Raw genomic sequence first — 20962 nt, 5'->3', positions numbered from 1 at the left:
GCCAACTATTTCCATTAAAGATCCTGAAACAAGTTCAGGGTGACGAATCCCGAGGGGGATCGGTTACCGTTTATTGATAACTGTTAATTGCCAACTATTTTAATGAAAGATCCTGAAACAAGTTCAGGATGACGAACCGGTAGGGAATGATCAGTTAATTTTATATAAGTTAATTGGCGCCATGCCCTAATCGCGATGCGCCAAACGCGATGCTCCAAGCGCTAAACGCTTTTACGTTTTAACCTTTCGGCCTAAATACCTATTTTTGCGGCAAACAATACAAAACGAAATGAGCAATACAAGAGGACCAATATCTCAGTTTATGGAGCGTAATTACCTCCATTTTAATGCTGCGGCAATGATGGATGCGGCTAAAGGATACGAAACGCATTTAGACGAAGGTGGTAAAATGATGATCACACTTGCTGGTGCAATGAGTACTGCAGAATTGGGAATTTCACTTGCAGAGATGATTCGCCAGGATAAAGTGGCAATTATTTCTTGTACGGGTGCAAACCTTGAAGAAGATATTATGAACCTGGTAGCACATTCACATTATAAACGTGTACCAAACTACCGCGATTTAAGTCCGCAGGACGAGTGGGATCTTTTAGAGAACCATTACAACCGTGTTACCGATACCTGTATCCCGGAAGAAGAGGCTTTCCGCCGTTTACAGAAACACATTCATAAAATATGGAAAGATGCAGATACGGCCGGTGAAAGATATTTTCCGCATGAGTTCATGTACAAAATGATTTTAAGTGGCGATTTAGAGCAATATTATGAAATAGACCCTAAAAACTCATGGATGCTTGCTGCGGCAGAAAAGAATTTGCCAATTGTAGTACCGGGATGGGAAGATTCTACTATGGGTAATATTTTTGCCTCATATGTGATGAAAAGTGAATTGAAAGCAACAACGATGAAAAGCGGTATTGAATATATGGGCTGGTTAGCCGATTGGTATATTGCAAACAGTGGTGGCAAAGGAATTGGTTTCTTCCAGATTGGCGGTGGTATAGCCGGCGATTTTCCTATTTGTGTAGTGCCAATGCTTTATCAGGATATGGAAATGGAAAATATTCCTTTCTGGAGTTATTTCTGCCAGATCTCGGATTCGACCACTTCTTATGGCTCATATTCTGGTGCTGTACCGAACGAAAAGATTACCTGGGGTAAATTAGATATTCACACCCCTAAGTTTATTGTAGAAAGTGATGCAACAATTGTAGCACCATTAATGTTTGCCTGGATATTAAAACAATAAACGATAAATTCTCAATTAACAACTTTAGATTTTTTTTAAAAATCTAAAGTTGTTAACCTTTACAATTAGCAAAGCGAATCGGTCCAAGAGCAACTAGGGTTATGAGAACATGATTCTGTACATTGTGCTTGCGTATAGTCGTGACCGAGGCAGCGACTTGTGCCATCAGTATAGTGATGTCTACAGTCACCTGTTCCTGAACCTGAACCACCCACTACTTTTTTTAATTGCACTCTTGTTAGCACTTCGCCTTTATTAAAGACGTTTGCTCGTAAACTTAATTTTTTCATTTGATTTTCATTTGGTAACGATGTTAAATATTAAACAATTATTACGCCTCGATTATTTAATAAGGCCTAAAAATAAAGTTAATGTGGATTACACTTAATAAAGAATATTTTCAGAATAAAAATATTCTGAAAATGCATAAAATTATTCATAAATATTAGCTAAAGTTTTAGATAATTTATTCTTGTAGTTCTATGAAACTTACTAAATAGCACAATCTGTTTATAAGTATCGAATTTATAAACACAAAATATGAAAGTACTATTCTCAATTAGATTATATGTTTTTTGCTCAATAGCGAATATTAAGCGATAAAATTTTTAATCGTCTTAACAATCAAATTGAAACAACTAAGTTCTTAAAGAGGATGAAAACATATGAATAAAAAAATATTCCATAAAAGAAAATGTCTGTTTTTTTTTAAAAAAATAATCAAAAGAGAATAAATGAATTTGAAATCGGTCATTATTAAAATGATTTAAATAATAGTAGAGGTAATGGTTGAAAAACTCTTATCGTCTCAACCATTTTCAATATCAAATAATGCAATAAATATTTTGCTATATAAAGATTTAATAAAATCAAATTAGTTTCCAATATGCCCATTTAAGATACTATATCGAAAATGGGTATTTTATTGCCTGAATGGCTTGAAATGACATTTGTTTAGAATGATTATAAATTGTATTTCCAGTCACTATTATGTCATGGGATTTATTAATAAGTTATACTTTTGTTCAAGTTTTGGTGGGGCTACCCCTAGTTCAGCATCAATTTCACAACAAAAAGTAAATTAAATAAGTATAAAGTGTTCATTATGAGAGATATCTCGATGATTTTAAAAAGCGTTTGGAAGTCGTTATTCGTATTTTCAGCAATTTCCGTAATAGCGGTTTCTACCGTAAGTGCGCAGGATGCTAAAGAAGGAAGAACGCTTTTCAAAGCAAAATGTGCTTCTTGCCATGCATTAGATCAGAAAATGGTAGGACCAGCCCTAACCGGGGTTAGCGATCGTCACCCTGAAGCGTTCCTGTTAAAGTGGATTCCAAACAATGCGGCTTTGATTGCAGCCGGTGATCCTGCAGCTGTTAAATTGTTTAACGAAAATGGCAAAGTAGCTATGACTACCTTCCCTGAGTTAGATGAAGCAAAGGTAAAAGATATCTTAGCATACATTAAAGAAGGTGAGCCAAAAGCAGCTGTTGATCCAAATGCGCCTAAGGCTGGTGCTGCGGAAAGCGGTACTTCAGGTTTATCAATTGCAGGTATCGTTGCTATCGTGGTATTGGCGATTGTGATTTTAGTAATCTTAGGTCGTGCTTCTAAATTGTTAGAGCGCCTGATTTTACAAAAACAAGGTATCGAGATTGAGGAAGACGTGCCATTAAAGGTTGGTGTGCGCAAGATGTTCAAAAACAAGAAATTTGTGATGTTCTTTATCTTGTGTTTAATAATCTGTTTAGGTTCGTTCGGTTGGATGGGTATGTGGAATACGGGTGTTCATACCGGTTACCAGCCAGTACAGCCAATTAAATTCTCTCACGAGTTGCACGCAGGTATCAATCAGATCGATTGTCAGTATTGCCACAACGGTGCATTTAAATCTAAAAATGCAACTATCCCATCATTAAACGTTTGTATGAACTGCCACAAAGCTGTTCAGGCAAGAGATAAATATGATGGAGAGATTTCTCCTGAGATCAAAAAAATCTATAATGCTTTAGGTTACGATCCTGAAACACAGAAATACGATGAAGGTAAAGCTAAACCAATGGAGTGGGTACGTGTACACAACCTTCCTGATTTTGCTTACTTCAATCACTCTCAGCACGTAGTTGTTGCAGAAGATGCAATCCGTAAAGCAAAAGGATTACAACCAACAGAACCTGTATGTTTCGCTTGTCACGGTCCAGTTAATACCATGGAAGAAATTTATCAATATTCTCCATTAACCATGAAATGGTGTATTAACTGCCATAAGGAAACAGATATTTCTGGTCAGAAAAATAATGCTTTCTACGCTAAGGTGATCGAAGCGCACGAAAAGATTAAAAAAGGCGAGAAAATTACACCAGCGTTATTGGGTGGTTTAGAGTGTGGTAAATGCCACTATTAATAGATAGAGTTTAGTAAGAACGTTCGAATAAACAGTAATATAGCTTAAATGGAAAGCAACAAAAAATACTGGAAAGGCTTAGAGGAGTATAACAATACACCCGATTTTGTTAAGAATAACAAAAACGAATTCGCCGAGCCACTTCCAATAGAAGATGTTTTAAATGAAGCAGGGTTAAGTACCGTTACCCCACGCCGCGACTTTTTAAAGGCGTTAGGTTTTGGTTTAGGTGCAGTAACTTTGGCAGCCTGTCAAACTGCCCCTGTTCATAAATCTATTCCTTACCTGGTAAAACCTGAAGAGGTTACTCCGGGTATTCCTAACTATTATACTTCGAGCTTTAATGGCCAGAGTATTTTAGTTAAAACAAGAGAGGGACGCCCGATTAAAATTGAACCAAATCCAAATGCGGGTCAATTTAACTGTGGTACAGATGCGAGAGCCCAAGCTTCGGTTTTAGATTTATATGATGTATCTAAACTAAAAGCACCAGCTTTAGTGAAAGACGGAAAAGTGGAAGAAACCACCTGGGCAAAAATCGACAGCTTTGTAAAAGGCGAGTTGGCAAAAGCACAGGCGGGTGGAAAGAAAATCCGTATTGTATCTTCAACAGTAAACAGCCCGTCAACTAATGCGGTTATTGCACAGTTTATTGCAAAATATCCTGCTGCTAAATTGGTTCAGTACGATGCGGTTTCTTATACTGGTATTATCCAGGCCAACCAAAACAGTTTCGGTAAAGCCGTTTTACCAAAATACAACTTTGATAAAGCCGATTTAATTGTAAGTTTCAGTGCCGATTTCTTAGGTACCTGGATTAGCGGAGAAGAGTTTACTGCTCAATATACCGCTAATCGTAACTACAAATCGTTAGAAAATAAAAAAATGAGCCGCCACATTCAGTTCGAAAGTGGAATGAGCTTAACAGGTACCAATGCAGATACCCGTGTTCCGGTTAAATTATCGGAAGAAGGTCCTGCTTTAATTGCTTTATACAATGCCATTACCGGTAGCGCTTTACCTGGCGGAACGTTAGGTAACAATACCACTGCCGATAAAGTAATTAAACTGGTAGCGAAAGAATTAGTACAGGCTAAAGGTAAAGGCCTTGTAGTTTGTGGTTCGAACGATGTTTCTACGCAGATTTTAGTAAATGCCATTAACGCCGCTATCGGAAGTTATGGCACTACGATCGATTTAGATAACCCTTGTTATTTATATGCAGGTAACGATGCCGAATTTAATGGCTTAGTTGCTGAAATGAGCCGGGGCGAAGTTGGTGCTGTTTTATTCTTAAACAGTAACCCGGTTTACGATGCAGCAAATGCAAAAGCGTTTACTGATGCATTGGCTAAGGTTCCGGCTAAAATTTCATTCTCTGATCGTGCTGATGAAACTGCAACTGCTTGTGATGCTATTGCAATTAACCATAACTATTTAGAATCGTGGGGTGATGCAAACGCTTACGAAGGCTATTATTCTATCGTTCAGCCAACCATTAACCCGGTTTTCAATAGCCGCCAGGCTGAAGAGAGTTTATTAACCTGGGCTGATGCTCCGGTTAAAGATTACTATCAGTTTGTACGCAGCAACTGGGAAGCTAGAATGTTACCAGCTGTTGGTTTGAAATGGGACGAAGTTTTAGAAAAAGGAGTGGTTACGGCAACAGCAAAAACTGCCGGAGTTTATTCATTCACACAATCTTTAGCGCAAGTTGCTACTTCAATTGTTAGCAGCAGCAAAGCTTTAGATAAAGATATTCAGTTACAGGTTTACGAAAATATCCCGATGCGTGATGGTAAAAATGCAAACAATGCATTCTTACAGGAATTACCTGATCCGGTTTCTAAAGTAACCTGGGATAACTATGTTGCCCTTGCACCAAAATTTGCTGAGAAATTAAAGGTTAAAGAATTTGATGTGGTAACGGTGAAAGCCAGCAACGGATATTCAGTAGACCTTCCGGTATTGATTCAGCCAGGACAAGCACAACAAACTGCATCTATTGCATTAGGTTATGGCCGTACCAAAGTAGGTAAAGCCGGTAACGATGTGGGTAAAAATGCTTTCCCTTTTGTTTCTTTTATAAACGGAACTTTCCAATATGCCACTACAGTAACCATTACCCCAACAGGCGGTTACTATGAGTTAGCTCAAACACAAACTCACCACTCTTTCGAAGGTCGTGCAGTGATTAAAGAAGCTACTTTTAAAGAGTACTTGAAAAATCCTGGTGCGGGCAACGAAAAAGGCGAGCATAAAGATTACGATCTTTGGGATCAATACGAAAAACCAGGTAACAACTGGGTTATGGCAATCGATTTGAATGCTTGTACAGGTTGTGGTTCTTGTATTGTTGCTTGTAACGTTGAAAATAACATTCCTGTTGTAGGCCGTGATGAGGTTCGCCGTCGTCGTGAAATGCACTGGATCCGTATCGATCGTTATTACAGCTACGAAACTAAAGACGGTGACGTAACCAGAGAAAAAGAAATTGCTAAGTTAGAAGACTTAGATCACGTTTCTGTGGTTCACCAGCCAATGTTATGTCAGCACTGTGATCACGCACCTTGCGAAACCGTTTGTCCGGTATTGGCAACGGTACACTCAAGTGATGGTTTAAACCACATGGCTTACAACCGTTGCGTAGGTACACGTTACTGTGCAAATAACTGTCCGTACAAAGTACGTCGTTTCAACTGGTTTAACTACTGGAACGATTCACGTTTCGATAACTATTTAAATAACGAGTTTACCCAATTAGTTTTAAACCCTGATGTAACTACACGTTCGAGAGGGGTAATGGAAAAATGCTCTATGTGTATTCAACGTATACAAGGTGGCAAATTACAAGCTAAACTGGAGAAACGTCCATTAAAAGATGGCGATATTAAAATGGCTTGTCAGGAAGCTTGTTCAGCAAATGCGATTGTATTTGGTGATGCAAACGATCCAAATTCAGAGGTTTCAAAAGCATTACGTTCTGAGCGTATTTACTACGTATTGGAAGAGATCAATGTGAAACCGGGTATCGGCTACATGACAAAAATTAGAAATACAGATACAACAGTACAAGCGTAAGCTTTAGTATAAAGAAAATACAAATTATGTCAGGACATAACGAATCAATACTTAGAGAACCATTAATTACCGGAGATAACATCACGTATGCAAAAATTACGGATGATATTTTAAGCCCGGTAGAGAACAAGCCGAACAAGGCTTGGTGGATTGGTTTCATCGTTGCCTCATTAGGTGCTTTACTTTGGGTAGTAGCAGTAAGCTACACTTTCTGGAATGGTATCGGTGCATGGGGTTTAAATAAAACAGTTGGTTGGGCTTGGGATATCACCGGTTTCGTATGGTGGGTAGGTATCGGTCACGCTGGAACACTAATTTCAGCAGTACTATTACTCTTCCGTCAGAACTGGCGTAACTCCATCAACCGTTCGGCAGAGGCGATGACCATTTTCGCCGTAATCTGTGCCGCAACTTATGTTGTATCGCACATGGGCCGCCCTTGGTTAGCTTATTGGGTTTTACCTTTACCGAATCAGTTCGGATCACTTTGGGTAAACTTTAACTCACCATTGGTGTGGGATATGTTTGCGATCTCGACTTACTTCTCTGTATCATTATTATTCTGGTACACAGGTTTATTGCCAGATATCGCTACCATCCGCGACCGTGCAGTGGGTACACGTAGAAAAATCTATTCTATATTCTCTTTTGGATGGAGTGGAAGTGTTAAAACCTGGCAACGTTTCGAAGCGGTGTCTTTAATCTTAGCAGGTATCTCTACACCACTTGTACTTTCGGTACACACGATTGTATCAATGGACTTTGCAACATCGGTAATTCCGGGATGGCACACCACCATCTTCCCTCCATACTTCGTAGCAGGGGCGATCTTCTCAGGATTTGCGATGGTATTAACCTTATTATTGGTTGCACGTAAAGTATTGGGTTTGGAAAACTACATCACCATGTTCCACATCGAGTCGATGAATAAAATCATCATCTTAACCGGATCAATCGTAGGTGTGGCTTATTTAACTGAGTTCTTCATTGCATGGTATTCAGGTTCGGAATACGAGCAGTATGCATTTATCAACAGGTCTACTGGTCCTTACTGGTGGTCGTACTGGATGATGATGACCTGTAACGTAATCTCTCCACAGTTGTTATGGTTCAAAAAGATCCGTTTAAGCATTAAAGCGACCTGGATTTTATCAATCGTAGTAAACGTGGGTATGTGGTTCGAGCGTTTCGTAATTATCGTTACTTCATTACACCGTGATTATATTCCATCAAGTTGGGCAATGTTCTATCCAACATGGGTTGATATCAGTGTATTCGTAGGTTCAATTGGTTTGTTCTTTACTTTATTCTTATTATTCTTAAGAGTATTGCCATCAATCGCTATAGCAGAGGTTAAATTATTATTAAAAACTGCAAGTGAGCAAGCTAAATTGAAACAGATTAAAGAGGGGCATGAGAATAAAGAATACGTTGCAGAATACGTAGAGTCTTTAGAGAAATTTGATAGTGTTAAACAAGAAGATTACGCAAAAATATAACAATGAGTGATATCAAATATATTTTAGGCAGCTTTGGCGATCCTGACGAAATGATGCACGGCATCGAAAAGCTTCAGGAAAATAACATCAGCATTCATGATGTATATACACCGATGCCTATACACGGAATAGAAGCCAAATTAGGAATTAAAAGATCTAGAATCGATATCGCAGCATTTTGCTTTGGTATTACCGGTACTTGCTGTGCGTTCGCTTTGATTTATTTCTGCGCAGTAATCGATTGGAGAGTAAACATAGGTGGTAAACCATCATTCGCATTGCCGGATTTTATTCCGATAATGTTCGAGCTTACAGTATTATTCTGTGCTTTCGGTATGGTGTTAACTTATTATGCATCTACTCACTTATTCCCGGGAAGAGCACCAAGAGTGATGGATTTACGTGCTACTGATGATCGTTTTGTTATTGCAGTTGATGCAAAAGACAATGTGGAACATACTGTAATTGATGGATTATTAAAAGATGCAGGTGCTTTAGAAATAAAGTATAATGAAAGGAAGTACATTAGCTATGAATAAGAATAAATTTGTTTACACGGCGTTTTTAGCTATCGCTTTTGCAGCTACCTTTTCTGCTTGTAAAGATAAACGCAGTACTGGCTTAGAATATGCCAGAAACATGTATGATCCGATTGCTTACAATCCGGATCAGCCAAACAAAAATTTTAAAGATGGTAAAACAGCCCAGTTGCCACCTGCACATACTAAACCAGTAGGTTTTACTGAATATGATGAGTATCCTAATACAAAAGAAGGATATGAAGCAGCAGGTGTGAGCATGGTTAACCCTTTACCAGTAGATACTGTTAATTTAGCTCAGGGTAAACATTTATTTACCGTTTTCTGTAGCCCTTGCCACGGTGAAAAAGGCGATGGACAAGGACACTTAGTTAAAATTGAGAAATTTAATGGTGTACCTGCTTATCAAACAGGCGCATCATCTAGAGGTGGTAATATGGTTGATCTTACCGCAGGTAAAATTTATCATACCATTACTTACGGTGTAAATAACATGGGCTCGCATGCTTCGCAAATCTCACCAACAGATCGTTGGAAAGTGGTGATGTATGTTCAACAATTACAAAAAGGACAATAGTAAAGCAAATATAAATGGGAACTCACAATATTAATTTTAGTGAACAGTTTGAGTTTACAGGTAAAGTAAAAACATTAAGCATCGTTGGTATCATTTTAGGTGTTGCTGCTGTTGGTTATGGTTTTTTCGCTGGTGATAAAGTAATGCACGAGCGTACTTTTGCTAACCTGTTGCTTATGGCATATTACTTTGCATGCGTTTGTATGTCGGGTACATTTTTCCTGGCTGTTCAATATGTAGCTCAGGCAGGTTGGTCTGCATCAATTTTACGTGTACCGCAGGCTATGGCAAAAACATTGCCTATTGCAGCTGTAATACTGGTTGTCGTAATTTCGGCAGGTTTGTACACACACAACTTATACCACCACTGGCATGCAGATGGATTAACGGATCCAAACAGTGCTAATTATGATTCTATCATTGCTGGTAAATCGGTATTCTTAAATGTACCTTTTTTCTTAGGTCGCCAGGTGGTGTTCTTAGGTATCTATAGTATATTTTCGATCATGTTTGTTAAGTTTTCTTACAATGAAGATTTAGCAGGTGGTTTAAATTCTTACAGAAAAAGCTTTAAAAATGCTTGTATCTTCCTGGTAATTTACGGTTTTACAACGCCGATTTTTGCTTTCGATACGGTAATGTCATTAGAAGCACACTGGTTCTCAACCATGTTCGGCTGGTATAACTTCGCCGCTATGTGGGTAAGCAGTTTAGCTACTATCGCCATTATTCTTATCTTATTAAGAAGAGCAGGTTATATGCAATGGGTTAACAATAGCCATTTGCACAATTTAGGTCAGTTTATCTTCGGTTTCTCTATCTTCTGGACTTATGTATGGTTTGCTCAGTTCTTATTGATCTACTATGCAAACATGCCTGAAGAGACTGTATATTTCTACAAACGCTTTGAATATTACAAGTTCTGGTTTTTCTTAAACCTGGCCATGAACTTCTTAGCCCCAGTATTATTATTAATGGATAGAGATAACAAAAGAACAGATGCGAAATTATTATTCGTTTCTATCGTGGTACTTTTAGGTCACTGGGTAGATTACTACCAAATGATTATGCCAGGAGCGGTAGAAGAAGGACATAATGGTTTCGGTATCATTGAAATTGGTACTGCAATAGGTTTCGTAGGATTGTTTACCTTTACGGTTTTAACATCATTAAGCAAGAAGCCTTTAATTGCAAAGAATCACCCATTATTACAAGAAAGTTTGCATCATCAATTGTAGTGGTGATAAGATAAAGCAAATATTTAATTATTATTATAATTAGCAGTACAGCGTACTACTTTTAAGAAAATGAGTTTAAGAAAGTTTATAACGAATAAAACGACCGCAGCTTTAGCAGTATTGATTACTGTTTTTGCAAACACTAGCGTATTTGCGCAAGATGCAGCAGCAGGTGCTGCCGCGGCACCGAAGGTTGATATGGGCGAGGTTTATAAATCGGTAATATTTTATATTCTGGTTTTCCTTGCCGTATGCTTATTCATTGCAATTATTGGTAAAGCCATAAAAGTATATGAATTAAGCCGCGAAGCACAAGGTAAACCTGTTGGTATTAACTGGAACAGGGTACACGCAAGTTTATTTGCGCTGTTTTTAGTGATCGGTTTATATGGTGTATATTGGGAATATACAGTACATGGGGCAATGTTACTTCCTGATGCGGCATCTGAGCACGGAAAGAAAATTGATGAGATGTTTAATTTAACATTAATCATTACCACTATTGTATTTGTAGTTACACACATCTTATTATTCGGATTTTCTTACATCTATAAATACTCAGCTAAAAGAAAAGCTTACTACTACCCTCACAATAATACCATCGAAAAAATCTGGACAATCATTCCGGCTTTAGTATTAACCGTTTTGGTATTAATGGGTTTCTTAACCTGGAGATCTATTTTCTTTAAAGTTGAAGATCCAAATAACAAACCATTACAGATCGAAGTTACTTCTGAGCAGTTTAAATGGTCTATCCGTTATCCTGGAGCTGATGGAATAGTAGGTAACAAAAATTACAAACTAACTACGGCTACCAACACATTGGGTATTGATTTTAAAGATATCAACTCCCGCGATGATGAAATGGCTGATGAGATGGTGCTTCCTGTTGGCAAACCAGTTAAACTGATTTTAACCAGTAAAGACGTAATTCACAGTTTTTATATGCCACACTTCAGAGTACAGTTAAATACAGTACCGGGTATGAGAACGATATTTGAGTTTACACCAACAAAAACGACTGCAGAAATGCAGCAAGAAACCAACGACCCGAACTTTAAGTACTTATTCTTATGTGCTAAAATTTGTGGATCAGGTCACTGGAACATGCAAAAAGTAGTACGTGTAGTTTCTGAGGCTGAATACAAAACCTGGATTGCAGAACAGAAAACATACTTAAACGACGATTTAAGGAAACAATTTAATTTGCCAGTGGCACCTGCGCCTGTAAAATCAGTAGCAGATTCAGCAGCTAAAGATTCAGCAGCTGTGAAAACTAACCAAATGGCTTTAAATAAATAATATTAAGCAGGAGCGAACGAATTATGTCAACAATAGCATTACACGACGAACACAATCACGATCACGCTGATCATGGGCATCATAAAGAGACTTTGATTTCAAAGTACATCTTTAGTATGGATCATAAAATGATTGCTAAGCAGTTTTTAATTACCGGTATTATTATGGCGGTTATAGCAATGGGCTTATCCATTTTATTCCGTATTCAATTGGCATGGCCAGATAAAAACTTCCCGTTCTTAGAAACATTTTTAGGTAAATGGGCTGAAGGTGGTCGTATTAAGTCCGACTTTTATCTGGCTTTAGTAACCATTCACGGTACCATCATGGTATTCTTTGTACTAACTGCCGGATTGAGTGGTACATTTAGTAACTTACTTATTCCGCTTCAACTTGGAGCAAGAGATATGGCTTCGCCATTCTTAAACATGCTTTCATACTGGTTCTTCTTTATGGCCTGTGTGATCATGATGTCATCATTCTTTATCCAAACAGGTCCTGCATCTGGTGGTTGGACAGTTTATCCGCCATTATCGGTTGTTGCTAAAGCAATGCCGGGTTCTGGTTTAGGTATGACTTTATGGTTAATCAGTATGGTACTTTTCGTGGCATCATCTTTAATGGGTGGTATTAACTATGTAAGTACAATCTTAAACATGCGTACTAAAGGTATGGACCTTTGGAAAATGCCATTAACCATCTGGGCTTTCTTCTTAACCGCTATTTTAGGTATCTTATCATTCCCTGTTCTTGTAGCCGGGGTAGTGTTAATGGTATTCGACCGTAGTTTCGGAACAAGTTTCTACCTGTCTGATATCGTAATGGGTACCGATATTTTACCAAATGAAGGTGGTTCTCCAATTTTATGGCAACACTTATTCTGGTTCTTAGGTCACCCTGAGGTATATATCGTAATTATGCCGGCTTTAGGTATTTCATCTGAAGTAATCTCGGTAAACTCACGTAAACCAATCTTTGGTTACCATGCAATGGTTTACTCGTTAATTGGTATTACTGTATTGTCATTCATCGTATGGGGTCACCATATGTTTGTAACCGGTATGAACCCATTATTGGGTGGTGTGTTTATGATTACCACCTTGATCATTGCAGTACCATCGGCAGTAAAAACCTTTAATTATTTAGCTACATTATGGCGTGGTAACATCCGTTTTACGCCGGCAATGTTATTTGCTATTGGTTTAGTTTCATTTTTTATCTCTGGTGGTTTAACCGGTATCTTCTTAGGAAACGCTTCATTAGATATTAACTTACACGATACTTATTTTGTTGTTGCCCACTTCCACCTGGTGATGGGATCTGCAGCAATCTTTGGTATGCTTGCAGGTGTGTATCACTGGTTCCCTAAAATGTTCGGTAAAATGATGAATGCCAAATTAGGATATTTACACTTCTGGTTAACTTTCATTGCAGCTTACCTGGTATTCTTCCCACTTCACTTCTTAGGTTTAGATGGTGTACCTCGTCGTTACTATGCATTTACCGAGTTTGAATTTATGAAGAAATGGTTAACTGTTAACGTATTTGTAACATGGGCAGCTATTATGGCAGCACTGGCTCAGGTAGCGTTTTTGTTTAACTTCTTCTACTCCATCTTTAAAGGAAAAGTATCTCCTCAAAACCCTTGGGAATCTAATACATTAGAGTGGACTGCTCCGGTAGAACACTTACATGGTAACTGGCCAGGAGAAATTCCTACGGTTTACAGATGGCCATATGATTATAGTAAACCAGGACATGATGCAGATTTTATTCCTCAAACTGTTCCTTTCTCTCAAACCATGAGCTCTAACTTGCCTCACGATTTTGAAGGAAATGCAGAAGCAGAAAAAATACAGCAAGACTGGGAATTAGCTAACCCTGTTGCAGAAAACAAGGGCTAGTTTAAGCTTCAAATAAAATTTTAAAAGGGGTATCTGATTAAGTTTCTGCTTATCCGGATACCCTTTTCATCTTAATAGATATATGGTCAGCAGATCAAAACAACGTTTCATTAGCATTAATCTTATAACCATTATAGTTACGCTATTGGTTATACTTGCCGGAGGTATTGTACGCAGTACCGGATCGGGCATGGGCTGTCCGGATTGGCCAAAATGTTTCGATCGTTATATTCCGCCAACTGATGTATCGCAACTGCCTGCCAATTATAAAGAAAAGTATGTAGCAGGTAGATTAAAGAAGAATGAGAAATTTGCCAAGTATCTGGAAAGCATGGGCAAAGTAGCCTTAGCTGATAGTATCAGGCATGATAAGAGTATAACGATACCAGAGGAATTTAATCCAACTAAAACCTGGACAGAATACTTAAACAGATTGGCTGGGGTAGCTGCAGGGATATTCCTGTTTTTAACAGTAGTTTATTCTTTTACCTACCGCAAAACCGCTAAACGCATTATTGTACTCAGTATCCTGAATCTTTTTGTAGTAGGATACCAGGGCTGGTTAGGTTCGATAGTGGTTTCTACCAATCTGACACAATGGGTGGTAACCGTACACATGTTACTGGCATTGGTTATTTTGGCGATATCTATTTATACCTACAATTACGCGAAGCAATTGAATAAAGCGCCTTCTGTAATTATGTACCGCATAGCCTGGTTAAAAGGATTTTTGTTCTTTACCCTGTTCATTAGTATCGTTCAGATTGTTTTAGGAACCGAGGTTAGAGAGGCCATAGATGTGATTGCAAAATCGCTCTCTTATGGAAACAAAAATACCTGGATTTCGAAGGTAGGGGAAGTATTTTCCTATCACCGCGATTTAGCTATACTGGTGGTAATTGCCAATGCAGTAGTGTATAAAATGGTGATCGACCGTTTTAGTGGTAAAGCTGCCCCGTTGTTAACGGCTAGGTTTATGTTAATCACGCTTCTCGTACAGTTATTAAGTGGTTTTGCATTAGCATATATAGCTTTCCCACCAGCAGCGCAGGCATTGCATATTTTGTTCTCTACGCTGTTATTTAGTTTACAGTTTTACCTGTACTTATTGGTTTACCGAACAAGTACATATAAACAATAATATTTAAGAAAATTGAAGCAATATCTTTCAGATTTTTCTAAGCTTATCAAATTCAGGCTATCGTTTACGGTGGTGTTTTCGGCGTCGATCTCTTTTTTGATCGGACAGAAAATGCAGGTGGGTAGAGGCCATATCCCTAGTATTGATTGGGGCAACTGGTTGATACTGATTGCTGGTGGTTTTTTAGTTACCGCTGCTGCAAACTGTTTTAACGAAATTATTGAGAAGGACCTCGATAAATTAATGTCGAGAACTAAAGATCGCCCTATGCCCGCGGGTAGAATGACTACCGGACAGGGATTGATTTTAGGGGTATTCATGGCCTTTTTAGGGACCTGGTTACTGGGTAAATTAAACCTGGAAACAGGTCTGCTTTCTGTATTTTCAATCCTGTTATATGCTTTTGCTTATACACCGTTGAAAAGAAAATCGCCAATAGCTGTTTTTGTGGGGGCCATTCCAGGCGCTTTACCTCCGCTAATTGGGTATTTAGCCGCATTTGGTAGTTTAAAAGCCGAAATGTTTCACGAAATTGATTATTACATTGCTGGCATTTTGTTTTTAATCCAGTTTGTATGGCAGTTTCCACATTTCTGGGCAATTGCCTGGGTTTTGGACGATGATTATAAGAAAGCTGGTTTTAGGTTATTACCAACCAAGAAAAGAGACAAAACTTCAGCATTGCTGACCTTTTTAAGCACGCTGGTTTTAATTCCGGTAAGTTTATTACCAACCATTTACGGGTTTGGTGGTTATTATATTGCAGGTTTATCTTTAATTGCCGGGCTTATATTTAGCTGGTTGGCTTTTAAACTTTTAATGAACAGGGAAATGGCTGATGCCAAGAAAGTAATGTTCTGTTCGTTTTTTTACATCCCGGCAGTACAGCTGGGCTTATTATTAAATTTTATAGCAAAATAATTTATGGTGCTAACAATGGAAAAGATGCAGGATACGTTTGACCCTAAACCAAGGAAATTTATTGTTTGGTTATTTGTCGTATCATCAACAATTATGTTTGGTGGTTTTACCAGTTATTACCTGGTATTTGCTGCTTCGAAGGGTAAGGGGCATGGTTTAGTTTTACCTGACGCTTTTATTTACTCTAGTTTGGTAATTATTGCCAGCAGTATCACTTTGGTGCTTGCCTCCAAAGCTTTAAAGAAACTAAACTTTAGCTTACAGCGCAATATGCTGTGGATTACGGTAATATTAGCTATTGCTTTTGGTGTAATGCAGTTTAATGCATGGGGAAGCATGGTTAGAACCGGAGCAACCCTGGTAGGAAATAATGCCGCCATATCATTTATATATGTGGTATCGGGCATGCACTTATTACACATTATTGCAGGTGTTGGCCTTATTATTAATGCTTTAGCAGGAAGTTATAAAAGCCTTCCTATTGCGAAAGTCCAGTACAGAATGGAAATTGCTTCTATTTTTTGGCATTTTATAGATATATTATGGATATATCTGTATGTTTTTTTACTTTTGAACCGTTAAATTTGTTAACAAACTATTATACTATTTCCAAATGAATGCAGTATCACAATTAGATCAAGTTAAAACCGGACCATGGAATGGTGGTCGTTCTCCGTGGTCGGTAGAATATGGTAAAATCATGATGTGGTTTTTCCTTTTGTCAGATGCTTTTACCTTTTCATCTTTATTGATCTACTACGGCGCTCAGCGTTTTTCTAAATTAACATGGCCAGCTCCAGATAAGGTTTTCCAATCTATCCCAGGTATTGCAGAACATGGCGCTCCATTAGTTTTCGTAGGTATCATGACCTTTATCCTGATCATGAGTTCGGTAACCATGGTTTTAGCTGTAGAGGCAGGTCACAGACGTTCTAAAAAAGAAGTTATCGGCTGGATGATTGCAACCATCATTGGTGGTTTCATGTTCTTAGGCTGTCAGGCAATTGAGTGGACTCACTTACACCACGATGGTTTCTGGTGGGGACATATTCCTTCTGCAGAAGAGTTAAAACACTTCTTCCTTAAACCAGAAGATGTATCACTTGTGGCGTCGCAACAGTTTGCAAACTTATTTTTTACCATTACTGGTTTCCACGGTTTCCACGTATTTAGTGGGGTAATCATTAACATAATCATCTTAATCATGACGATTAATGGAACTTTCGAGAAGAGAGGACATTATTTAATGGTAGAGAAAGTGGGTTTATACTGGCACTTTGTTGATTTAGTTTGGGTGTTCGTATTTACATTCTTCTATTTGGTTTAATTTATCATATTATAAAAATATTTTTATGTCAGAGCACGCACATAGCACAGAAGGCCACGGCCACGATGAACATGCAGGTTTATCAAAAGGTAAAATCTGGAAAGTTTTTGGTATCCTTTTGTTAATCACCGTAATTGAATTTATTATCGCGCTGGTATTAATCCCGAAAGGATATATGACCCAGCACATCGGTAATTACATTTATATTGCATTAACCCTGTTAAAAGCATTTTATATTGTAGCTTATTTTATGCACTTAAAATATGAAAAGCTAGGCTTACAACTTGCATTAACGGTTTCATTCATTTTCATTATTTACTTTATTGTTTTAATGCTAATAGAAGGTGGGTTTTTAAACATCCACATGATGAACCATTAATGAAAAGAAGTCCTATAAAAAAGGTAATAATCCTGGTAAGCATTTTAGCTATACCGGGATTTTTGTTTTTTTACTTATTGCCACAGTTTGCCAAGAACAGGTATAAGAGCTTACCCATTTTTGGTGAGAAGGTTGTTGCATCAACCTTTCACAGTGTAAAAGGGAAAAAAATACCAGATACCATTTACCATCTTGTTCCTGATTTTAAACTCGTAAACCAGCATAATGATACGGTTACCTGGAAGTCGCTAGAGAATAAGATTGTGGTGTTGAATATGTTTTATACCAGCGCAAACAATCAGGGAACAAGTAAGTACATTAAAGAATTAGCTGAGGGTTATGCGCAGAAACCTTTGGTTAAATTTTTAAGCCTTTCTGTTGATCCGCTGGATGGAACCAGGATAAAAGATTTTGCTGAGCAGTTTAAAGCGAAAGCAGGAAAATGGGATTTTCTGGTTGGCGATACCATTCAAACCTATCCACTCATTAGAAAGGGTTTATTACTCGACGTAATTGCGGATGAAACGAAAGAGAAAATCAATTTTATTTTTAGTAATAAAATTGTACTGATCGATAACCTGCACCGTATACGCGGTATTTATGAGGCCGACGATGCGGGCGCAAATGCCAGGTTAGAAGATGAAATAAAAGTACTTATCGCTGAGTATTTAAGGAACGTTAAAGACGGCAGGTAGTTAGTCTGAAGTCGATACAAAAAATAATAATATAAAAGAGATTTAAAAACTCATGGAAAATAGTCCGATCGAGAAAAAATATAGCAAGTGGATCATTATACTTTCCATTTTTATACCCGTAGCTGTAGCCTTTTTATTCGTAGTGAAGTTAAAGGATCTGGGAATTGATGCACCAGCTTTACCTTTCTTACCACCAATATACGCTACCATTAACGGAATAACTGCTGTACTGCTGGTTGTTGCAGTATGGGCCATAAAAAATGGTAAAATACAATTACACCAAAACCTGATGAAAACCGCTATTGGCTGTTCGCTATTGTTTTTGATTATGTACATCGCTTATCATATGACTACGCCATCGACCAAATTTGGAGGTGAAGGCGCCATTAAATATGCATACTTCTTTATCTTGTTAACCCATATCCTATTGTCGATAGCCATTATTCCTTTGGTATTGGTTACTTATGTAAGGGCCTTAGCAGAGCGTTTCGATCGTCATAGAAAAATCGCCAGGATTACTTTCCCACTATGGCTTTATGTAGCCATAACAGGTGTCGTGGTTTACCTGATGATTTCACCATATTATCAATATTAGCGTTTTTCGCTTTTAAAAAAAGACTGAAGCCTTACCTAACAAGTAAGGCTTTTTTAGTTAATGTGATTTAAAGCGGTACATGATATTTGTTTTAACCCAAATTTTTTTTCACTTTTATGTATATTACATCACACAACAGAACACTTATAAATTTGTAAGTGAGCAGGCAGATCGACTAATTTATGGCTCCAGGAAGGATAGAAGATGAACGTAAGCTTATAGAAAAAATCGTCGGAGGAGATGAGCAGGCTTTTTCTGTTCTTTTCTTCAAATACCTTCCTGTACTCCAGATTTTTGCCACAAAGTTCACCAAATCTGATGATGCGGCAGAAGAAATTATCCAGGATTCATTTTTAAGGGTTTGGCTAAATCGCGATAAATTAGCAGAAGTAGATAATGTAAAGGCCTATCTGTATAAATATGTTTCTAACGAATGTTTAAGCTACCTGCGAAAAAAATTAAAAGAGGATAGGGTTGTTGATGCCTTTACTGCCAAACAACAAAATAGCCATAATAGTACAGTTGAAACAATTAATTTAAACGAGGTAACTAAAATTATTGCTATTGCCGTCGAAAAATTACCCGATCAACGCAAAAATATATACCAATTGAGTAGGCGCGATGGTAAAACCATACCTGAAATCGCAGAAATACTCAATATCTCGCCCAATACGGTAAAAAACGCCCTTGTAACTGCCTTAAAATCGATACGGATACACCTCGATCAGCATGGGATAGTGTTCCTTTTCCCGATTGTTTTTTTCTTTTTGAAAATAAAATAGGAAAAAATTAATATCCCGATAGTCCTAATCTTCTTTTGCTGCTTCTTAGTATCAGAATCTTTATGGAAGAACGTATACATTATCTCTTACAACAGTTTACAGCTAAGACCTTAAGCCAGTCCGAAAGGGAAGAACTTTTAGTTTTAGCAGAAAACAGCACCTCATTGCTTTCTGACGAAATCGTGAAAATGATTATCACAGAAGAAGAACATGCAGTTAATGTTGTTGAAGAAAAATGGAATCCGGTTTTAAATAAAATTCTGGCGGTAGACAAACCAAGCCGTTCGCCTAAGCGGATTTTAATGAATAGCTTAAAATGGGCTGCAGCAGCGGTTGTTTTTATTGTGTTTTCGTTAACTGCTTACATTTCTCTACAGAAAAAGAAGGAACATGTTTTTGCTACTGATGTAGCACCGGGAAAAAATAAAGCTATTCTCACCCTGGCTGATGGAAAGAAAATTTCACTTTCAGACGCGATGAAAGGTGATATTGCCAAAGAAGCTGGTTTCTCGATCACTAAAACTGCTGATGGCCGGTTGGTGTATAATGTAGCAGGATCAGAAAATGTAAACGATACCAGATTGAACACCATTTCGACCCCAAATGGTGGCGAATGGCAAATCCAGTTACCCGATGGTTCTACGGTTTGGCTAAACGCAGCATCTTCTATTCAATATTCATTAAATATCGGAACAGCGAAACAGCGTAGAGTAAAACTGGATGGTGAAGCTTATTTTGAAGTAGCTAAAAATGCTGCACATCCTTTTATTGTGGAAACTGATAAACAAGCTGTTGAAGTATTGGGTACACACTTCAATATTAATAGCTATAGAGATGAAAGGCTAACTAAAACCACCTTATTGGAAGGAAGCGTACGTGTTTCGCACAATACGACTAATGAGAGTGAGGTGCTTAAACCTGGAGAGCAATCTTTGGTATCCGTTTCTGGCATGGATGTGAGAGAAGTAAATGTTGATGAAGCAATAGCGTGGAAAAATGGCTATTTCATGTTTAATAACGAGAGGCAGGAAAGCATTTTACGCAAAGTTGCCCGTTGGTATAATGTAGAAATAGAATATGCCGATCCTGCTGCAAAAGAGGTGATGTACTACGGAACAGTAAGTCGCTTTGAGAAAATTTCGAAAGTATTAAGAAAATTTGAGCAGACCGGAGAAGTGCGTTTCGATATTAAAGGCAATAAAGTAATTGTCTATAAAGAATAAACGAGAAAAGATGAAGGAGTAACTAACCTTTATCTCTAAAAATAAACTAATTAATCAACCCTTAACCTAACAAATGATGAATAAA

18 protein-coding genes are annotated in these 20962 nt (G+C 37.8%); all 18 read left to right on the top strand.

Annotated features, from left to right (window positions below):
• The first annotated feature begins 289 nt into the window (after nt 1–289).
• The 18 genes from AC04QZ_RS21365 (at nt 290) to AC04QZ_RS21280 (ending at nt 20877) form a co-directional block, all read left to right on the top strand.
• Nucleotides 290–1270 (top strand): deoxyhypusine synthase family protein, encoded by a 981-nt coding sequence (locus tag AC04QZ_RS21365; protein ID WP_478359393.1) that lies wholly within the window; start codon nt 290–292, stop codon nt 1268–1270.
• Nucleotides 1271–2375: 1105 nt separating this feature from the next.
• The gene (locus tag AC04QZ_RS21360; protein ID WP_478359392.1) at nt 2376–3674 is read left to right on the top strand and encodes a c-type cytochrome; all 1299 of its coding nucleotides are present in this window, start codon (nt 2376–2378) and stop codon (nt 3672–3674) included.
• Between the two features lie 48 nt (nt 3675–3722).
• Nucleotides 3723–6755, top strand: coding sequence for a TAT-variant-translocated molybdopterin oxidoreductase (locus AC04QZ_RS21355; RefSeq protein WP_478359391.1), 3033 nt, complete (start codon nt 3723–3725; stop codon nt 6753–6755).
• 26 nt (nt 6756–6781) lie between these two features.
• Nucleotides 6782–8254: an NrfD/PsrC family molybdoenzyme membrane anchor subunit gene (nrfD, locus tag AC04QZ_RS21350; RefSeq protein ID WP_478359390.1), complete on the top strand. Its 1473-nt coding sequence runs from the start codon at nt 6782–6784 to the stop codon at nt 8252–8254.
• Nucleotides 8255–8256: 2 nt separating this feature from the next.
• Nucleotides 8257–8793 (top strand): DUF3341 domain-containing protein, encoded by a 537-nt coding sequence (locus AC04QZ_RS21345; RefSeq protein ID WP_029275887.1) that lies wholly within the window; start codon nt 8257–8259, stop codon nt 8791–8793.
• Complete coding sequence (locus AC04QZ_RS21340) at nt 8765–9370, top strand: c-type cytochrome (RefSeq protein ID WP_478359389.1); 606 nt, start codon at nt 8765–8767, stop codon at nt 9368–9370. The genes AC04QZ_RS21345 and AC04QZ_RS21340 overlap by 29 nt, the downstream gene beginning before the upstream one ends.
• Nucleotides 9371–9384: 14 nt before the next feature.
• Nucleotides 9385–10608 carry a quinol:cytochrome C oxidoreductase gene (locus AC04QZ_RS21335; protein ID WP_478359388.1) on the top strand — a complete coding sequence of 408 codons (1224 nt, stop codon included), beginning with the start codon at nt 9385–9387 and terminating at the stop codon, nt 10606–10608.
• 69 nt (nt 10609–10677) lie between these two features.
• Nucleotides 10678–11910, top strand: coding sequence for a cytochrome c oxidase subunit II (locus AC04QZ_RS21330; protein WP_478359387.1), 1233 nt, complete (start codon nt 10678–10680; stop codon nt 11908–11910).
• Between the two features lie 23 nt (nt 11911–11933).
• Nucleotides 11934–13814 (top strand): cytochrome c oxidase subunit I, encoded by a 1881-nt coding sequence (locus tag AC04QZ_RS21325; RefSeq protein WP_478359386.1) that lies wholly within the window; start codon nt 11934–11936, stop codon nt 13812–13814.
• Between the two features lie 82 nt (nt 13815–13896).
• Complete coding sequence (locus AC04QZ_RS21320; protein ID WP_478359385.1) at nt 13897–14955, top strand: COX15/CtaA family protein; 1059 nt, start codon at nt 13897–13899, stop codon at nt 14953–14955.
• A gap of 12 nt (nt 14956–14967) precedes the next feature.
• Nucleotides 14968–15876: a heme o synthase gene (gene cyoE / locus AC04QZ_RS21315; protein ID WP_478359384.1), complete on the top strand. Its 909-nt coding sequence runs from the start codon at nt 14968–14970 to the stop codon at nt 15874–15876.
• Between the two features lie 15 nt (nt 15877–15891).
• On the top strand, nt 15892–16458 hold the full coding sequence (locus tag AC04QZ_RS21310) for a cytochrome c oxidase subunit 3 (RefSeq protein WP_086547889.1): 567 nt from the start codon (nt 15892–15894) through the stop codon (nt 16456–16458).
• Nucleotides 16459–16489: 31 nt separating this feature from the next.
• On the top strand, nt 16490–17203 hold the full coding sequence (locus AC04QZ_RS21305) for a cytochrome c oxidase subunit 3 (protein ID WP_086547888.1): 714 nt from the start codon (nt 16490–16492) through the stop codon (nt 17201–17203).
• Between the two features lie 25 nt (nt 17204–17228).
• Complete coding sequence (locus tag AC04QZ_RS21300) at nt 17229–17582, top strand: cytochrome C oxidase subunit IV family protein (protein ID WP_478359383.1); 354 nt, start codon at nt 17229–17231, stop codon at nt 17580–17582.
• Nucleotides 17582–18277, top strand: coding sequence for an SCO family protein (locus AC04QZ_RS21295; RefSeq protein WP_478359382.1), 696 nt, complete (start codon nt 17582–17584; stop codon nt 18275–18277). Before AC04QZ_RS21300 ends, AC04QZ_RS21295 begins: the two co-directional genes overlap by 1 nt.
• 52 nt (nt 18278–18329) lie before the next feature.
• On the top strand, nt 18330–18872 hold the full coding sequence (locus AC04QZ_RS21290) for a DUF420 domain-containing protein (RefSeq protein ID WP_478359381.1): 543 nt from the start codon (nt 18330–18332) through the stop codon (nt 18870–18872).
• 182 nt (nt 18873–19054) lie between these two features.
• Complete coding sequence (locus AC04QZ_RS21285; protein WP_478359380.1) at nt 19055–19654, top strand: RNA polymerase sigma-70 factor; 600 nt, start codon at nt 19055–19057, stop codon at nt 19652–19654.
• Between the two features lie 62 nt (nt 19655–19716).
• Nucleotides 19717–20877: a FecR family protein gene (locus AC04QZ_RS21280; RefSeq protein ID WP_478359379.1), complete on the top strand. Its 1161-nt coding sequence runs from the start codon at nt 19717–19719 to the stop codon at nt 20875–20877.
• Nucleotides 20878–20962: the final 85 nt, after the last annotated feature.

Source organism: Pedobacter folensis (assembly GCF_056490665.1).
This window is presented reverse-complemented; position numbering and strand designations above follow the sequence as displayed.